The organism is Actinomyces urogenitalis DSM 15434 (genome assembly GCF_000159035.1).
Taxonomy (GTDB): domain Bacteria; phylum Actinomycetota; class Actinomycetes; order Actinomycetales; family Actinomycetaceae; genus Actinomyces; species Actinomyces urogenitalis.
In genome coordinates this window covers 1,197,431-1,215,066 of the sequence record NZ_DS999574.1, presented here as the reverse complement: position 1 = coordinate 1,215,066, position 17,636 = coordinate 1,197,431, and the positions used below count along the sequence as shown (strand labels likewise).

Sequence of the window (17,636 nt, the reverse complement as noted above, 5' to 3'; positions counted from 1 at the left end):
TCGTGATCTCTCTTGGAATCATTGGCACAGGCGGTATCGCCCGTGCCCATGCGCCGGGCTGGCTCGCCCACGCCCAAGCGATCTACCTGTACTCGCTTCAGGGTGCCGAGGAGTTCGCCCGTGAGCTGGAGCAGATGCAGGAGCGCAATCCTGGTCTGACCGGAGGACGGCACGTACCGATCCAGGTCTGCTCGCAACTGCCTGAGATGCTTGAGAGTGTGGAGGCCGTTGATATCTGTACACCCACGGACACCCACGCAGAGCTCGCTCGACAGGCGTTGGAGGCAGGACTCGATGTCCTGTGCGAGAAGCCGTTGGCGCGCACGCTAGACCAGGCTGAAGAGATCGCGTCCCTCGCTCATTCATGTCACCGCACGCTCTATCCCGCACACGTGGTGCGATTCTTCCCGGCCTACGTGCAGGCCAAGAAGGCGGTCGAGCGTGGTGAGATCGGGCAGCTGGCCGTCTGCAGGTTCCGTCGGGCTGGTTCTTACCCGAGCTGGTCCTCGTGGTTTGCTGATGAGGAACGTTCAGGTGGCCTTGTCATGGACCTCGCCATCCATGACCTGGATCAAGCCCTGTGGATTGCCGGACCGGTCGACACGGTCTACGCCACCCTGGCCCACGCTCAGGGCGAGGGCGATCTGCCCATCGAGATGCTTGACTGCACCCTGACACACTCTTCCGGCGCAGTCAGTCAGGTTCAAGCGATCTGGGGACCGCCGGGAATGCGGTTCACCACGGAGTTCTCCCTGGCAGGCACCACCGGCAAGCTCAGCTACGCCTCCGCCCACGACCTGCCCATCTCCACCAACGGCGGCAGCGACGGGGCTACCACGATCCCCTCGTCCTCAAGCCCTTCTCCGTACACCGCCGAGATCGAGGACTTCCTGGCCACCCGTGCGCACCACGACCATGAACCAGTCGTGAGCGCCATCGATGGAATCGCGGCGATCCGCCTTGCCCAGGCGGTGGCACGTTCTATCCAGACCAACAGCCCCGTGACCTGCCACAACCTGGAGGTGGCATGATGCCGCGTCAACTCAAGATTGCTGTCGCTTCCTTCGCTCATGTCCATGCTGCTGGATATGCCACGCTGCTGGCCTCCATGCCAGACGTCACGCTACTGTGTGCCGACCCGGATGGTGCACAGACCTCTGCCACTGAACCCGGGCAGCTGCGCGGCCGGGCACTAGCCGATCACCTGGGAGTCAGCTACGTCGACACCTATGAGGAGCTCTTCGCCTGGAAACCCGACGGAGTCATCATCTGCTCCGAGAACACCCGCCACGGTGAGCTCATCGAGATGGCCGCAGCGGCCGGTGTCCCCATGCTGTGCGAGAAACCGCTCGCGGTAACCCGCGCCGAGGCTCAGCGTTACACCGCCCTGGCTGCCGACGCCGGGGTCTTCCTCATGGTTGCCTACCCGGTACGCTTCGCGGCCGAGTTCCAGGACCTGGCCACCGCCATCAGGCGCAACGAGCTTGGCAGCGTCGTCGCCCTGAGCGGGACCAATAACGGCAAGATCCCAGTTGGTGACCGTCGTTGGTTCACTGATCCCAGGCTCGCAGGCGGTGGAGCACTCGTGGACCACACCGTCCACGTCGCCGACTTGGCCGACGCGCTGTTTGAGTCCGAGCCTGTCCGGGTCCGCGCGGTCTCCAACCAGATTCTCCACCGCGCCGTCCCCGGCGTCGATGCCGAGACGGCGGGCCTGGTTCAGGTCGAGTACGCCAACGGACTGAGCCTGAGCATCGACTGCTCGTGGAGCCAGCCCTCCCAGGCACCTGTGTGGGGCGGCCTCACGCTTGACGTGCTGACAACCACGACGCTCGCGCACATCGCGCCGTTCGGCCACGGGCTGTCTGGCATGACCGATGAGGGCAGGCGCGCGCTCTTCCTCGGATTCGGTGAGAACCTCGACGCCAAGATGATCGACGCGTTCAAGCGCGGGATCCGCGACGGGCACGCCCCCGTGCCTGACGGTGCTGCAGGGACCCGCACCGCGACGATCGTCGAGGCCGCCCTGATCTCGGCTGCATACCAAGGAGGTGTGGTCGACTGCGCGACCATGCAGGTCGTGTCCTCAGCCTCCTAGTCACAGGCAGAAGCCACGGGGCGGTTCGCCGGATTCTCTCCCGGTGGACCGTCCCGTGGCGTCATGTCACGCAGAACGTGGAGCTCAGCGCTTGGCCGGAGGCTCCCCCAGCTCGACGGCAGTGACCGTTACGGGAGCCGCCTGGACGGCCTCGTCCCCCTCCGCCGTCGTCCCGGCGGCCGACGGCGCGCCAGCCGCGACCTCGAAGGTACCGGTGACCTTGGCGGCCTCCAGCAGGTCAGCGCGCACGGCCTCCACCGCCGCGACCAGCTCCGGAGCCACGGTCAGGCTCGCCGAGAGGATCGGCGTCTTCTGACTGACCTTGGCCTCCGACTTCACCTTGCGCAGCGCCGCAAGCGCTACACCAGCATGCACCACGAGCTCGGCGTCCGCCTCGCCGGCGCCCGCCCGCAGCCCCTCGGCGGTGGGCCAGGCAGCGCGGTGCACCGAACCGGTGCGGTACCAGGACCACACCTCCTCGGTGACGAAGGGCAGGAAGGGAGCGAACAGGCGCACAAAGGTGTCCACCGCAATAGCGAGGGTGGTGCGGGCCGAGGCCACCGCAGCGGCATCGTGCGTGCCCTCGAAGTCGTTGGCGCGGTCCTTGACCAGCTCGATGTAGTCGTCGCAGAAGGTCCAGAAGAAGGACTCCGTCGCCTCCAGCGCGCGAGCGTGCTCGTAGCGGTCGAAGGCAGCCGTCGCGGTGTCGACGACGCCAGCCAGCGCGGCCAGCACCGCCCGGTCAATCGGCTCGGTCACCTTGGTCACGTCCAGGCTCGGGGCTGGCACGGCAGCCAGCGTCGCCTCGTCAGCGTCCCACGGCACGCCCATCGACAGAGCGAACTTGGAGGCGTTGAGGACCTTGATTGCCAGGCGGCGGCCAACCTTGATCTGGGCCTCCTCGAAGGCCGGGTCCAGTCCCAGGCGGGCCGAAGCAGCCCAGTAGCGCACGGCGTCCGAACCGTACTTGTCCAGCAGACCCATGGGCGTGACCACATTGCCCTTGGACTTGGACATCTTCTTGTGGTCAGAGTCCAGGATCCACCCGGAGATGCCAGCGTGCTTCCAGGGCAGAGCGCCGAACTCCAGGTCAGCACGCACCACGGAGGAGAACAGCCAGGTACGGATGATGTCCTGGCCCTGCGGGCGCAGGTCCATGGGGTAGACACGAGCGAAGAGGTCCTCGTCCTCCAGCCAGCCCGAGACCAGCTGCGGGGACAGGGAGGAGGTGGCCCAGGTGTCCATGATGTCGAGCTCACCGACGAAGCCGCCGGGCACCCCACGCTGGTCCTCGGTGTAGCCGGGAGCCGGGTCAGAGGACGGGTCCACTGGCAGGGCGGACTCCTCAGGGGTGATGATCGCGTCGTAGTCGACCTCGCCGTCGGCGCCGACCTTGTACCACAGCGGGAAGGGGACGCCGAAGAAGCGCTGGCGGGAGATCAGCCAGTCGTTGTTCAGCCCCTTGACCCAGTTCTCGTAACGCACCCGCATGAAGTCGGGGTGGAAGTCGAGCTCCGCGCCGCGCTCCAGCAGCTCAGCGTTCAGGTCCTTACCGGTGGCCGGGTTGGTCCAGGCCTTGCCACCGTTGCGGATGTACCACTGGCGAGAGGTGACGATCTCCAGGGGCTTGTCGCCCTTCTCGAAGAAGTTGGTCTGACGCACCGTCTTGGTGGGCTCGCCGCGCATCTCGCCGGTCGCCGTCAGCTCATCAACCAGGACCTTGCGAGCGGAGAAGGTGGTCTTGCCAGCCATCGCCTCATAGACCTCGCGGCCGTGGGCGTCGGTGATCCACTCGGGGGTCTCGGTCTCCAGGCGACCGTCCTTACGCAGGATCGCGCGCAGGGGCAGGTCGAGGTCACGCCACCAGTCGATGTCCGTGGTGTCACCGAAGGTACAGCACATGGCGATGCCGGCGCCCTTGTCCATCTCCGCCTCAGGGTGGGGCAGGACGGGGACCTCGACGCCGAAGACCGGGGAGGCGACGGTGGTACCGAACAGAGGCTTGAAGCGCTCGTCGTCAGGGTGGGCGATGAGGGCCACGCAGGCCGGCAGGAGCTCGGGTCTCGTGGTCTCGATGCAGATGTCCGCGGTACCGGCCGGGCCCTCCTCGATGGGGGCGCCGGCGTCCTTGGCGGCCTGGGCCGCGGCAGGGTCGACGACGTGGAAGGCCAGGCGGTGGTAGAAACCCGGGTACTCGCGCGACTCGAGCTCAGCCTGGGCGACGGCGGTCTGGAAGGTCACGTCCCACAGGCCAGGGGCCGCGGCCTGGTAGGCCTCGCCACGAGCGAGGTTGCGCAGGAAGGCGGCCTGAGCCACCTTGCGGGCCCGCACGCCGATGGTCTGGTAGTTCTGCTTCCAGTCAACCGACAGGCCAAGGTGACGCCACAGTGCCTCGAACTGAGCCTCGTCCTCAACAGTCAGGCGCTCGCACAGCTCGACGAAGTTACGTCGCGAGATCGGCACCTGGTCGGCAGCCTTGATGGACTTGCCCTCGCCACCGGCGTGCGGGGGGACGAAGTCGGGGTCGTAGGGCAGGGACGGGTCGCAGCGCACGCCGAAGTAGTTCTGCACGCGGCGCTCGGTGGGCAAGCCGTTGTCATCCCAGCCCATGGGGTAGAAGACGGACATGCCGCGCATGCGCTGGTAACGAGCGACGGTGTCAGTGTGGGTGTAGGAGAAGACGTGGCCCACGTGCAGGGAGCCGGAGACCGTGGGCGGCGGGGTGTCGATGGAGTAGACCTCATGACGCTCGGCGGAGCGGTCGAAGGCGTAGGTGCCGTCCTCCTCCCAGCGCTTGCCCCAGGCGGCCTCCAGACCGTCGGCGCTGACCTTGCTGGGGACTCGGGGGCTGTGGAGCTCGGAGGGGAGGATCCGCGGAGAGGGCTCAGTTCCAGACATGGCCCTGATTCTGTCATGGTCACCAGGGAGAGCCCCAAGCGGGCGGCGCTCCCGCCCTGTGAGGTGGGCTACGACGTCGCCCCGCGCCACGAGCATCCAGGCGACCTGGCATGGCGCACCGACGTCATCTGTCGACGTGCCCTCCTCCCCGACCAACGGCGTGCTCGCGCCATGGACCAGGCACAATAGAGCCATGCTGAGCGTGGCCCACCTCGCGGACCCCGGCAACGCCGACTTCGTCGCCCGTCTGGTGCCGCATATCGACCCCGACACGATCATGGGGGCGCGCGTGCCCGCGCTGCGCGCCTACGCCAAGGAGTCCTGGCGGGAGCGTCCCGGGGAGGTCGCCGAGTTCCTCCAGACCCTGCCTCACCGGCTCTTTGACGAGAACATGCTCCACGGCCTGCTGCTTAGCCAGTCCAAGGACCCCCAGCAGTTTCTCGACGGCGCCGAGGCCTTCCTGCCTTACATCGACAACTGGGCCGTGTGCGATTCGATGAGCGCCAAGCCCCTGCGCCGTGACCTGCCGACGCTGGAGGCCGCCGCCCGGCGGTGGATCGCGGCCGAGCACCTGTACACCCGTCGCTTCGGTATCGGTGTCCTCATGGAGTTCTTCCTGGGTGAGGCCTTTCGCCCCGAGCTCGTGGAGCTGGTGGCATCAGTGACGTCGCAGGAGTACTACCTGGAGATGATGGTCGCCTGGTACCTGGCCACTGCCGTGACCAAGCAGCCGGGCACCGCACTGCCGTGGCTGACCCAGGAGGAGCTGGCTGGCCGACTCTCAGTCTCGGTACGCCGCAAGGCGATCGCCAAGTGCCTGGACGCGACGCGGATTCCGCCCGAGACCAAGGACCTCCTGCGGCAGGTACGCGCCACGCTCCCCCGGTAGGAGACCCGTCCGCGGCATCGACACTGCACGTGTAGGAGCACACGGCGAACCGCCAGTCAGACGCAGGTTCCCGATTGCTGCGTGCATCGGTGACTGTGGCGTGTCTGCCGGCGGCCCGTGCAGGCAGCGGATCCTGCTTTGAGACGCACGGTTGTCGATTGCTACGTGCCCTGTTGATTGGTGCGTGCCTGCCAGAGCCTGGCAAGTACGCACCAATCAGCAGAACGCCGGTCCAGTCAGCAAAGCACGCCCCAGCCACCCCGACGACGGCGACAAGGCACCTTTCAGACCACGATGCAGCGGCCCCGGTCACTGAAGCGACAGCCCTGGACGCCCCGCGCCCTCAGCGCTCAGTCCCGCACAAGCTCCAGGGGCTTGACGTCGTCACGGCGCGTGCGCCGGTAGAGGATGAAACGGCCGCCGATGACCTGGACGACCTCCGCCTCCAGCTCTCCGGCCAGCGCACCAGCCGCCTCCTTGGCCTCCACGGGACTGGACTCCAGGACCGAGCACTTGATGAGCTCACGCTGGTCAATCGTGGCCTCGGCCTGGGCCACCAGTCCTGGAGTCAGCCCGTTCTTGCCGATCATGACCTGCGGATCGAGGTGGTGTCCCAGCGACCGCAGCTGCTTGACCTGCTTCTTGGTCAGGGCCATATCTGCTCTCCTTGGCTTGGCGCCCACTGGCGCGAGGCGGGCTGGCATCACGCTCAGCCCCGGACTGCGGCTCAGCCTACCCAGGTGTCCCCAGGCCGACGTCGTCGCAGCCGTGGTCCTTAGCGTGACAGGAGCGTCGCGGCGCCGTTCAGACGCGGCTCTCCCAGAGGCAGGGAGGTGTCCGAGGGCCAGAAGGTCTGAGCGGCGGGGTGAGACACCGAGATTCGCTGGCCGTCGTACTGGCTCCACGCCGAGGCCTGCTCCGCGTAGCCCAGCAGCACCATGGAGGCGGTGCGCGAGGACGTTCCCTGCCCGTCGCCGTTGGTCGCTGTGACCTCCTGCGGCTGGTCCAGGACCAGCAGCGCATAGGGTCCAGGGGTGTACTGGCCTGACCCGGGATTCGGATCCTGCTGCCCCTGCAGGGCGAGCACTCCGTCGTAGTCAGTCATGTGCACAGTGCCGGTGTAGACCGGGTCCCCGTTGGGGCTGGTGGCAGCAGGCCGGTCCTTGGTCAGCTTTCCTCCCTGCCCGAGTGGCGTGCCCTGACCGACCGATCCCTGGTCACTAGCCGGCGAGGCGGAGGCTGTCGGGTCCCACGTCCCGGACTCCAGAGCGTCAAGCAGACTCGTGTCCGAGGCGTCGGTCCAGGAGATCTCCTCGCCCTGCTCGCCGTCGGGCAGGCAAGAGACCTGCACAACTTGTCCCTCACACAGCTGCTCCTGCGTGAACCCGGTCGCGCCCGCCGTGATCCGGGTCACCGATCCCTCACCGGTGCCCGAGAGCCACCAGGTGTAGATCAAACCCTTGCCCTGGGAGGAACGAGCCACCTGCCCCCGAAAGCCCCCGGCACTGGCCACGCCGACGGAGTAGTCGGCGTCCAGGACCGTGACGTCGTCTCCCTCTGGCTGGACGCTGATGAAACGCAGGACGCCGATCGTCTCCTGGCCCTGCCCCAGGTTCATCGCCTGCAGGACCAGGCGAGGCGTGGAGGCGTCCCCGAGCGGGTCGAGGGTGTAGGTGACCTCCTGCGCGCTCACGCCCGCATCGAGCCCAAGGTATGGAGCCGGATCAGCCAGGACCTGCCGATAGACCTTGGCAGCCTTGACAAAGACCGGGTTGACGCTCGGCTCGGCGCTGGCGGAGGCTGACGGCGTGAGCGCAGTGACCGCCACTGGCTCCTTGGAGGAGCAGGCGCTCAGTGCTCCAGCCACTGCCAGAGCAGCCATAGCGACGACGGCGATCACAGGACGTGTACGCATGCGCGGTCCTTCGGGGGATGTCAGGATGGGGAAGGTCGGCCACCGGCAGAGCGCAGCCACCAGCACCGACTCGCTGACGCTATCACAGGCCGTTTCCCCGACCTACGTCCCGTCAGACCAGATACCCCAAGGCTTTTGAGGAAATCCTCAGGGCCGAGCGTGGTCGATCTGTGGCTCGTCACGGCGGCGCCGTGCGGGCCAGCCTGAGATAATGCCGCGGTGAGTTCACGTACCCAGCAGACTGAGTCACAAGCCACTCCTTCCATCGCCGGTTCTCCATCGGTGGTCGACGGCGTCGCGATCTCTCCGCTCGTCAAGACTCCTGAGCCAACCTGGACCGTTCCCTGGCTCCTGGCTGACCGCATCGAGCGCCTGCCCGAGGCCACCCTGATCGAACGCAAGTCGCCCCTGGGCAACACCTGGGTTGCGGTCAGCGCCCGCAGCTTCGGTGAGGAGGTGGCGCGCGTGGCCGCGGGTCTGGTGGCTCGGGGCCTGGAGCCGGGCCAGACGGTGGGGCTCATGGCGCACACCTCGTATGAGTGGACGCTGCTGGACATGGCGATCGCTCGTGCCGGCCTCGTCTCCGTGCCGATCTACGAGACCGACTCTGCCGAGCAGATCGAGTGGATCCTGGCTGACGCGGGCCTGCGTCTAGTCATCACCGAGTCCGTCGCCCTGGCCGAGATCGTGCGTCAGGCCGTCGCGGCCCGCCGCGCAGCCGACCCGCAGGCGCCAGTAGCCGAGATCCTATCCCTGGACCACGATGCCTTGACCGAGCTCACCGTCGCCGGGGCCAGCGTACCGCGCGAGGAGGTGGAGGCCCGCACCGCCGCTCTGCGCGGAGACGACCTGTACTCCATCATCTACACCTCTGGCACCACCGGCCGTCCCAAGGGGGTGGAGCTGACCCACACCAACTGCGCCGGCCTGGCATGGAACGGTGTGCGGTGGATCCCGGACCTGCTGTTCAGCCCGGACAGCCGGCTCCTGCTCTTCCTCCCCCTGGCCCACGCCTACGCGCGTTTCCTCCAGCTGCTGGCCATCGGTGGCCAGGGCGTGCTCGGCCACACCCCAGACGCCAAGACCTTGCTGCCTGACCTCCAGGCCTTCGCCCCCACCTACGTGCTCGCGGTCCCGCGCGTGCTGGAGAAGATCTACAACGCCGCTGACGCCAAGGCCGGCTCGGGCGCCAAGCTCAAGACCTTCCGCTGGGCGGCGAAGGTCGCAGTCTCCTACTCCCGGGCCCTGGACACCGAGGCAGGTCCCTCGCCGGCTCTCAAGGCCGCCCACACACTGGCCGATCGCCTGGTCTACCGCCAGCTGCGGGCGCTGCTGGGGCCCAATGCCCGCTACGCGATCTCGGGCGGAGGCCCGCTGGGTGAGCGCCTGGGCCACTTCTACCGCGGCATCGGCCTGGTCGTCCTCGAGGGCTACGGCCTGACCGAGACCATCGGCCCGGCCACCGTCAACCTTGACATCCGTAACAAGATCGGCACCGTCGGGCCGCCTGTGCCGGGCATGCACATCCGTGTGGCCGACGACGGCGAGCTGCAGGTGCGAGGCCTGTCCGTCTTCCCGCGCTACCACAACAACCCCGCCGACGCCGAGGTCTTCACCTCCGACGGCTGGTTCCGCACCGGGGACATCGGCTCGATCGACGCCGACGGCTGGGTGCGGATCACGGGCCGGCGCAAGGAGCTCATCGTCACCGCCGGGGGCAAGAACGTGGCGCCCTCGATCCTGGAGGACCGTCTGCGCGGCCACCCCTTGGTCAGCCAGGTCCTCGTGGTGGGTGACGGCGAGCCCTTCATCTCCGCCCTCATCACCCTGGACGCCGAGATGCTGCCGCAGTGGCTGAGGAACCACGGCCTGCCGGAGATGGACGTGGTTGAGGCCTCGACCAACCCGGAGATCCTGGCGGCGCTGGACCGCGCCGTCGCCCGGACCAACCGGGCGGTCTCGCGTGCGGAGTCCATCCGCACCTACCGGGTGCTGACCACGGACTTCACCGAGGCCAACGGGCTGCTCACGCCTTCGCTCAAGGTCAAGCGCGCGGCGGTGATGAAGGTCTACGCCGACGTCGTGGCGGACATCTACTCCACGACCAAGAAGGGCCCGCAGGACTGAGCTGGCCGCCGCGGCCGGGTGCCTGGCCACGCCCTGATGCCAGGACGACGGCGGGGCTTGCCACCGTGGTGAGCCCGGCTGTCGTCCTGTGGTTTCCACAAGCACGCGGCCCGGACACTGACGCTGCCACGAGGAGCGTCAGGCCCCCACGTGCGTCACACTGGCTCTATGAGCCATGACGCCTCCTCCCCCGCTTCCCACGGCCCCGCCCAGACCACCACCGCCCGCGAGTACTCCACCGCCCTGGCCGCTCCTGTCCACGCCGGAATGACCACTCCCTGGGCGCTGGCCGAGCGGGTGCGCCGTAATCCCGAGGGTGCCCTCATCGCCCGCAAGTCCTCCGTCGGCGGGCGCTGGCGGGACATGCCGGCCAGGTCCTTCCGGGCCCATGTGCGCGAGGTGGCGGCAGGCCTGGTCGCTCAGGGGCTCCAGGCCGGGGACGCCGTGGCCATCATGGCCCACACCTCCTATGAGTGGACGCTGCTGGACTTCGCCATCTGGGAGGCGGGCTGCGTCGCGGTGCCGGTCTACGAGACCTCCTCGGCCGAGCAGACCTCCTGGATCCTCACCGACGCTTCAGTGCGTCTCATCGTCGTCGAGGACGAGGCTATGGAGGCCGTAGTCACCTCCCTCCAGGCGCAGGACCCTGCGCTGGCCGACCTCAAGGTCTTCTGCCTGGCCAAGGAGGCCGTCACCGAGCTCATTGGCGCCGGCAAGGACACTGACAAGTCGGTCCTGGACGATCGCACCGCCGTGCTGACCAGCCAGAGCCTGGCCACCATCGTCTACACCTCGGGCACCACCGGACGGCCCAAGGGCGCTGAGCTCACCCACGGCAACCTGGTCTACCTCGCACTGAACACCTGCCACTACGTGCCCGAGGTCCTGGGCGGCACTGAGGTACGCACGCTGCTCTTCCTGCCCCTGGCCCACGTGCTCGCGCGCTTCGTCGAGATCGCGATCGTGTGCTCGGAGCACGGCGTGGTGGGGCACTCCCCTGACGTGAAGAACCTCGTCACCGACCTGGGGCTGTTCCGGCCCACCTTTGTGCTGGCAGTGCCCCGCGTCTTCGAGAAGATCTACAACGCCGCGGACGCCCGGGCCACAGGGGCCAAGCAGAAGGTCTTCCGTCTGGCGGCCAAGACCGCCATCGCCTACTCCCGTGCCCTGGACACGCCAGCCGGGCCCTCCCGGACACTGCGGGCTCAGCGCGCGACCTTTGACAAGCTGGTCTTCTCCACGCTGCGCTCGCTCCTGGGCGGCCGGGTCACCCACGTCATCTCCGGCGGCGGGCCGCTGGGCGAGCGGCTCGGCCACTTCTACCGTGGCGCCGGCGTGACCGTTCTGGAGGGCTACGGCCTGACCGAGACCGCAGCCCCCTGCTCGGTCAACCTGCCCAGCGCGACCCGGATCGGCAGCGTCGGCCTGCCGCTTCCCGGGACCTCGATCCGGCTGGCTGACGACGGCGAGATCCTGGTGCGCGGCATCGGGGTCTTCCGTGGCTACCACAACAACCCCGACGCCACCCAGGAGTGCTTCATTGCCGACGGCGCCCACGAGGAGGAGGCTGGGCAGGCTGGCTCCCACGAGCACCAGTGGCTGCGCACCGGGGACATCGGGTCCTTTGACGAGGGCGGGTTCCTGCGCATCACGGGCCGCAAGAAGGAGCTCATCGTCACCGCCGGAGGCAAGAACGTGGCCCCCGCGGTTCTGGAGGACCGTCTGCGCGGTCACCCGCTGGTCAGCCAAGTCCTCGTGGTGGGTGACAACCGCCCGTGCATCGGTGCGCTGGTGACCCTGGACGCCGAGATGCTGCCCCTGTGGCTCTCCAGCCACGGCATGGAGGACATGGACCCGGTGGCGGCCTCCCAGGACCCGCGTGTGCGCGCCGCGCTGGAGCGCGCGGTCACCCGCGCCAACGAGGCCGTCTCGCGGGCGGAGTCGATCCGCACCTTCACCGTGCTGCCCACTGACTTCACGATCGCCAACGGGCTGTTGACCCCGTCCCTCAAGGTCCGGCGCGCCGAGACGATCGCGCGCTACGCCGAGGAGATCGACGCGCTGTACTCCAAGGTTCCGGCGCGTCCGCAGTCCTGAGGCGATGCCAGCCCTGAGGCGGCGCCGGCAGACGGCCGGCAGACGTCTCAGGGCGCCGGCTGGGCTCAGGCGCCCGCCCGCCCAGCCGTGTGCTCGCCGGCCTGCTCGGTACGAATTGCCTCGTGGTGGCGGATGACTTCCTCGACGATGAAGGCGAAGAACTTCTCCGCGAAGACGGGGTCCAGTCCTGAGTCCTCGGCCAGGGCACGCAGCCGAGTCACCTGGCGCTCCTCACGGCCGGGGTCCGAGGGCGGCAGGTTCAGCCGGGCCTTGAGCATCCCGACCTGCTGGGTGCAGCGAAAGCGCTCCGCCAGCAGGTGGACCAGCGCCGCGTCCAGGTTGTCAATCGTGGCCCGGTAGCCTGCCAGCTCTGCGGGGACGCCTGGCTGAGCAGCCTCGACGGCCTCGGTGCGAGGTCCTGGCGCCCCGCTCATGCTGTCCGGCTCCGCCCACTGCGGCTGGTCGCGCTCAGCGTGCCCGATCCCGCCTCGTAGCGTGGCTTGGCGGTGCCGCGCACAGCATCGGCGTCGACGACGACTCGCCCCACCTCCGGCATCGAGGGCACCTCGAACATCGCGTCTCCCAGGACCTCCTCGACGATCGAGGTCAACCCACGGGCACCGGTCTTGCGCGCCAGCGCCATCTCAGCCACTGCCTCGATAGCCTCGTCAGTCATCACCAGCTCGACGCCGTCGAGGCTGAAGAGGTACTCGTACTGGGAGACCAGGGCGTTCTTGGGCTCGGTCATCACGCGCACGAGCTCCTTGACCCCCAGGTCCTGGACCGTGGCGATCACCGGCAAGCGCCCGATGAACTCGGGGATGAGGCCGAACTTGTGCAGGTCCTCCGGGCGCACCTTGGTGGTGAAGACGTCCTGGGTCTCCTCGCTCAGCGTGCCTCCGAAGCCGAGCGTCGTCGCCCCGGACTCCTTGCGCTGGCGCTGACGCACGATGTCCTCGATGCCCGCGAAAGCGCCCGCCGCGATGAAGAGGATATTGGTGGTGTCGATCTCCAGGAACTCCTGGTGGGGGTGCTTGCGCCCGCCACCCGGGGGGACCGAGGCGGTGGTTCCCTCAATGATCTTGAGCAGGGCCTGCTGCACGCCCTCGCCGGAGACGTCACGGGTGATCGAGGGGTTCTCGGCCTTGCGGCCGATCTTGTCGATCTCGTCGATGTAGATGATGCCCTTCTCCGCGCGCTTGACGTCGCCGTCAGCGGCCTGGATGAGCTTGAGGAGGATGTTCTCCACGTCCTCGCCCACGTAGCCGGCCTCCGTCAGGGCCGTGGCGTCCACGATGGCGAAGGGGACATCAAGCAGCCGCGCCAGGGTGCGAGCCAGGTGGGTCTTGCCGGTTCCGGTGGGCCCGAGCAGCAGGATGTTGGACTTGCCCAGCTCCAGGCCGTCGCCCTCAGCCACGGCGCGTTCACGCACCTGGACGCGCTTGTAGTGGTTGTACACGGCCACACTCATGGCGCGCTTGGCGGCTTCCTGGCCGATGACGTACTCGTTGAGGAAGTCGAAGATCTCCTGGGGCTTGGGCAGCTCGAGCGGGACTCCCGCTCCGGACTCGGCCAGCTCCTCGTCGACGATCTCGTTGCACAGCTCAATGCACTCGTCGCAGATATAGACCCCAGGGCCCGCGATGAGCTTCTTGACCTGCTTCTGGCTCTTGCCACAGAAGGAGCACTTGAGAAGGTCGACGCTCTCAGCGCTTCGTGCCACCTGGTTTCCTCCCGGTTCCTCAAACCCGCCAGCGGCGGGCTCTTCCTCAGCCTACGGTGCCCGGCCTGGCCTTTCACCAGGACGCGCCGGGGCCCGACGGCGCAAGGCAGATGCGTCGTCGGGCCCCGGCGGCCACGGTTGACTGCGTTCAGGCCGAGTGGGGCGAGCGCGGAGTCTTGCGCGAGGAGAGGACCTGGTCCACCAGGCCGTACTCCAGGGCAGCCTGAGCGGTCAGGATCTTGTCCCGCTCCAGGTCCGCGTGGACCTTGTCCACGCTCTGGCCGGTGTGCGCGGCCAGGGTCTCCTCCAGCCAGGTGCGCATGCGGTCCAGCTCGTTGGCCACGATCTCGATGTCTGAGGCCTGTCCCTGCATGCCCTCCATCGCCGGCTGGTGGATAAGGATGCGGGCGTTGGGCAGCGCCAGGCGCTTGCCCTCGCTTCCGGCTGCCAGCAGCACCGCTGCCGCCGAGGCGGCCTGGCCCAGGCACACGGTCTGGATCTGCGGCTTGATGTACTGCATCGTGTCGTAGATCGCCGTCAGGGCGGTGAAGGAACCACCGGGGCTGTTGATGTACATGGTGATCAGGCCGTCGGGGTCCTGGGACTCCAGGACAAGGAGCTGGGCCATGACGTCGTCAGCGGAGGCGTCATCCACCTGTACACCGAGGAAGACGATGCGGTCCTCGAACAGCTTGGAGTAGGCGTCCTGACGCTTGAAGCCGTAGGCCGTGCGCTCCTCGAACTGAGGCATGACGTAACGGGCTGCGGGCAGGGCGGCCGGGTTGACGCCGCCGACCTGCATCTGGCGCGCCATGGCGTCAAAGTAGGGGCGAGAGCTTGTCATGTCAGTTCTCTCCGTTCTGCTGGATCTCGCGCGAGGAGGAGATGATGTGGTCGACGAAGCCGTACTCCAGGGCCTCCTGGGCGGAGAACCAGTGGTCACGGTCGGAGTCGGCAATGATCTCCTCCACCGTGTGACCGGTGTTGTCCGCCGTGATCTCGGCCAGCTCGTGCTTCATCTTGATGATGAGGTCAGCGTTGATGCGGATATCCGTGGCCGAGCCGCCCGCACCGCCGGAGGGCTGGTGCATGAGCACGCGGGCGTGGGGGGTGATGTAGCGCTTGCCCTTGGCGCCGGCAGACAGCAGGTGCTGCCCCATCGAGGCAGCCATGCCGGTAGCCACGGTCACGACGTCAGGCTGGATGAGCTGCATCGTGTCGTAGATGGCCATGCCTGCCGTCACGGAGCCACCGGGGCTGTTGATGTACAGGTAGATGTCCCGCTCCGGGTCCTCGGCAGCCAGCAGCAGCATCTGGGCGCAGATGGCGTTGGCGTTGTCGTCGCGCACCTCAGAACCGAGCCAGATGATGCGCTCCTTGAGGAGCCGGTTGTAGATGGAGTCGGTCAGGCCGAGTCCGCCGCCGTGGGAGTCGGCAGCCATGGGCGCGATGTGCTCGCTCACGTCAGTCCTCTCGTGGTCGTTGATGCCAACGCTAACGCGGGGCGGCGGCCCTCCATGCCCGGCCCACCGCTCTTTTCGCTCACGGCCCACCAATCGCGGGAACCGAGCAGGCTGATCACGACGACGGCGGTGCGTTCCCCACGTGGGTGACGCACCGCCGTCGTCAGTGTCAGAGACGGAGTGAGGCTCAGGCCTCCTCGTTCTCCTCAGCCTTGTCCTCGTCCTCAGCGGCAGCCTCGGCGACCTGGCTGACCAGGTTCTGGGCGTCGAGCTCGTCGGAGCCGATGAACTCGGTCAGGTCCACGTCCTTGCCGTCCGAGTCCTTGACGCTGACCTGGCGCAGGCCCATGGCGAGGGACTTGTTGCGGGCGATCTCGGAGACGAAGGCCGGGATCTGGCCAGCCTGCTGAGCGCCCTGCATGAACTGGCCGGGCTCCATGCCGTACTGCTGGGCGGTCTGGATGAGGAACTCGATGAGCTCGTCCTGGGTGACACCCACCTGGAGCTTCTCAGCCAGGACGTCCAGGATGATCTGGTCGCGCACGCCGGTGGTGATGTCCTCACGGATCTCGTCCGCGTGCGGGTCGTCAGCGGCCTTGCCCTCAGCCTGCAGGTGCTGGGCGATCTCGTTGTCGACCAGGCCATCGGGCAGCTCAAACTCGATCTTCTCGCGCAGCTGCTCCAGCAGGGCGTCGCGGGCGGCGACCGCCTGGTCCCCGGCCTTGCGCTCGCCGGCCTGCTTGCGCAGGTCCTCACGCAGCTCCTCGATGGTGTCGAACTCGGAGGCCATCTGGGCGAAGTCGTCGTCAGCCTCGGGCAGCTCGCGCTGCTTGACGGCCTCGGCGGTCACGGTGACCTCAGCCTCCTCGCCCTCGTGCGGGCCGCCGGCCAGCTGGGTGGTGAAGGTCGCGGACTCGCCGGTCTTCAGGCCGCGCAGAGCGGTGTCCAGACCCTTGAGCATGTTGCCCTTGCCGATCTCGTAGGAGACGCCGGAGGCGGAGTCAACCTCTTCGCCGTCGATGACGGCCTTGAGGTCGATGGTAACGAAGTCGCCGGTCTTGGCCTTGCGCTTGACGGACTTCAGCGAGCCGAAACGGGCGCGCAGGTTGTCCAGCTCGGTGTCCACGTCCTCGTCGGTGACGGCGACGGAGTCAACGGTGACCTCGATCTCGCTCAGCTCCGGGATCTCGATCTCGGGGCGAACGGTGACCTCAGCGGTGAAGACCAGCTGGCCACCCTGCTCACCAGTGACGTTGGGCAGCTCAGTGATCTCGATCTCGGGCTGGAGCATCGGGACGCGGCCAGCCTCGGTCATCGCCTCGCGGTAGAAGTCGCTCAGCTTGTTGTTGACGGCCTCCTGGATGACCGAGCCACGGCCCACACGCTGGTCGATGACGCGGTTGGGGACGTGGCCGCGGCGGAAGCCGGGAACCTGGATCTGAGAACCGATCTGCTTGTACGCGGCGTCGAGGCTGGGCTTGAGCTCCTCGTAGGGGACCTCCACGGTCAGCTTGATGCGCGCGGGGTCAAGGTTCTCGACAGTGCTCTTCACGGGTGCTCCGGGTAGGTGCTAGTGGTACGCCAGGGCGGACGTTCCTCCCGGCGGACGCCGGTGGCGTCAATCTGTGTCATCTTAGGGCACAGATGGCCTCTGGCCCCAAATGAGTCTGGGCACAGGCCTAGGCCAGCGGGACGCTGCGACCGGAGACCACCTTGGCCAGCACCGCCCGCGGCGTGCTGGCCACCTGGCGGACCGCGGCGGTGGTGCGGTCATGGACGGCGCGAGCCTCGCGGTCGTCCGCCCCAGTGAAGCGAACGGTGACGCGAGGCTCGCCGCGCACGACGTCGATCTGGAAGGCCTCCAGGATCGTAGTGGCCTCGACGGCGTCCCGTGCGGCGCGCTCGACGTCGAGCGGGGCACGGCCAGGAGCGAGGGCGCCGATGGTGAGGATGGTGCGGTAGGACGGCATAGGAGCACGCTACGGCGGTCCTCTCCCGCTTCCCAAGCAGCCGCGCTCGCCGGCCGGATTGGGCCCACGCCCCGCCTCAGGTACACTGCCGGTGCTCGTCCGCCTCGCCGCGGTTGAGCCACGGGGTATAGCGCAGCTTGGTAGCGCGCCTGCTTTGGGAGCAGGAGATCGTGGGTTCAAATCCCGCTACCCCGACCGCTGGGAGTGTTGCAGGTTTTGGCCCGCACCGGGTTGCAGGTTTCGCGCCCGCTCACTCCCGGCAGGGTGATTCGCGGTCTGCTCGCCCGTCCTCATGTCAGCGCACCTGGGTAGATGACCGGCGGGCACGCCGTGAAGCTCGCACCCGTGCATGAGCTCGTGGGAGAGAGTGAATGATGGGGAGGCCATGCTCGTGATCCCACCTTGGAAACCTCACCTCAGGGGTTGTATCACTTAAACCCCGTTGTATCACTTTAT

At 67.7% G+C, this 17,636-nt stretch carries 14 protein-coding genes and 1 tRNA gene; 6 read left to right on the top strand and 9 right to left on the bottom strand.

Annotation, left to right across the window (positions count from 1 at the left end; all coding sequences use genetic code 11):
- The first annotated feature begins 2 nt into the window (after window positions 1-2).
- Window positions 3-1,031: a Gfo/Idh/MocA family protein gene (locus tag HMPREF0058_RS05160; protein WP_006548659.1), complete on the top strand. Its 1,029-nt coding sequence runs from the start codon at window positions 3-5 to the stop codon at window positions 1,029-1,031.
- A complete protein-coding gene (locus tag HMPREF0058_RS05155) occupies window positions 1,031-2,098 on the top strand; it encodes a Gfo/Idh/MocA family protein (protein ID WP_006548658.1) in 1,068 nt (355 codons plus the stop codon). The genes HMPREF0058_RS05160 and HMPREF0058_RS05155 overlap by 1 nt, the downstream gene beginning before the upstream one ends.
- 84 nt (window positions 2,099-2,182) lie before the next feature.
- On the opposite strand, the gene valS is transcribed toward HMPREF0058_RS05155, so the two are convergent.
- Entirely contained in the window at window positions 2,183-4,996 is a 2,814-nt protein-coding gene (gene valS, locus HMPREF0058_RS05150) for a valine--tRNA ligase (protein ID WP_040319535.1), read from the bottom strand.
- A gap of 193 nt (window positions 4,997-5,189) precedes the next feature.
- Here valS and HMPREF0058_RS05145 point away from each other — a divergent pair, with 193 nt between their 5' ends.
- Window positions 5,190-5,885, top strand: a complete 696-nt coding sequence (locus HMPREF0058_RS05145) for a DNA alkylation repair protein (RefSeq protein ID WP_006548655.1) — start codon at window positions 5,190-5,192, stop codon at window positions 5,883-5,885.
- 350 nt (window positions 5,886-6,235) lie between these two features.
- On the opposite strand, the gene HMPREF0058_RS05140 is transcribed toward HMPREF0058_RS05145, so the two are convergent.
- The gene (locus tag HMPREF0058_RS05140; RefSeq protein WP_006548654.1) at window positions 6,236-6,541 is read right to left on the bottom strand and encodes a YhbY family RNA-binding protein; all 306 of its coding nucleotides are present in this window, start codon (window positions 6,539-6,541) and stop codon (window positions 6,236-6,238) included.
- A 119-nt stretch (window positions 6,542-6,660) separates the two neighbouring features.
- A complete protein-coding gene (locus HMPREF0058_RS11740; RefSeq protein ID WP_048780359.1) occupies window positions 6,661-7,800 on the bottom strand; it encodes a hypothetical protein in 1,140 nt (379 codons plus the stop codon).
- A 219-nt stretch (window positions 7,801-8,019) separates the two neighbouring features.
- Between HMPREF0058_RS11740 and HMPREF0058_RS05130 the strand changes: the two genes are divergently transcribed.
- Window positions 8,020-9,927, top strand: coding sequence for an AMP-dependent synthetase/ligase (locus HMPREF0058_RS05130; RefSeq protein WP_006548652.1), 1,908 nt, complete (start codon window positions 8,020-8,022; stop codon window positions 9,925-9,927).
- Window positions 9,928-10,095: 168 nt separating this feature from the next.
- Window positions 10,096-12,024 carry an AMP-dependent synthetase/ligase gene (locus tag HMPREF0058_RS05125; RefSeq protein ID WP_034237180.1) on the top strand — a complete coding sequence of 643 codons (1,929 nt, stop codon included), beginning with the start codon at window positions 10,096-10,098 and terminating at the stop codon, window positions 12,022-12,024.
- Between the two features lie 65 nt (window positions 12,025-12,089).
- On the opposite strand, the gene HMPREF0058_RS05120 is transcribed toward HMPREF0058_RS05125, so the two are convergent.
- From HMPREF0058_RS05120 to HMPREF0058_RS05095, 6 genes are all read right to left on the bottom strand, one after another.
- On the bottom strand, window positions 12,090-12,458 hold the full coding sequence (locus HMPREF0058_RS05120; protein ID WP_006548650.1) for a chorismate mutase: 369 nt from the start codon (window positions 12,456-12,458) through the stop codon (window positions 12,090-12,092).
- Window positions 12,455-13,747 carry an ATP-dependent Clp protease ATP-binding subunit ClpX gene (gene clpX, locus HMPREF0058_RS05115; protein ID WP_006548649.1) on the bottom strand — a complete coding sequence of 431 codons (1,293 nt, stop codon included), beginning with the start codon at window positions 13,745-13,747 and terminating at the stop codon, window positions 12,455-12,457. Before clpX ends, HMPREF0058_RS05120 begins: the two co-directional genes overlap by 4 nt.
- A gap of 148 nt (window positions 13,748-13,895) precedes the next feature.
- The gene (locus tag HMPREF0058_RS05110; RefSeq protein WP_024036723.1) at window positions 13,896-14,591 is read right to left on the bottom strand and encodes an ATP-dependent Clp protease proteolytic subunit; all 696 of its coding nucleotides are present in this window, start codon (window positions 14,589-14,591) and stop codon (window positions 13,896-13,898) included.
- Between the two features lies 1 nt (window position 14,592).
- Window positions 14,593-15,189 carry an ATP-dependent Clp protease proteolytic subunit gene (locus HMPREF0058_RS05105; RefSeq protein WP_034237261.1) on the bottom strand — a complete coding sequence of 199 codons (597 nt, stop codon included), beginning with the start codon at window positions 15,187-15,189 and terminating at the stop codon, window positions 14,593-14,595.
- Between the two features lie 208 nt (window positions 15,190-15,397).
- Entirely contained in the window at window positions 15,398-16,762 is a 1,365-nt protein-coding gene (tig, locus tag HMPREF0058_RS05100) for a trigger factor (protein WP_006548646.1), read from the bottom strand.
- Between the two features lie 127 nt (window positions 16,763-16,889).
- Window positions 16,890-17,180 carry a hypothetical protein gene (locus HMPREF0058_RS05095; RefSeq protein WP_006548645.1) on the bottom strand — a complete coding sequence of 97 codons (291 nt, stop codon included), beginning with the start codon at window positions 17,178-17,180 and terminating at the stop codon, window positions 16,890-16,892.
- 121 nt (window positions 17,181-17,301) lie between these two features.
- Between HMPREF0058_RS05095 and HMPREF0058_RS05090 the strand changes: the two genes are divergently transcribed.
- Window positions 17,302-17,375, top strand: a tRNA-Pro gene (locus HMPREF0058_RS05090).
- Window positions 17,376-17,636: the final 261 nt, after the last annotated feature.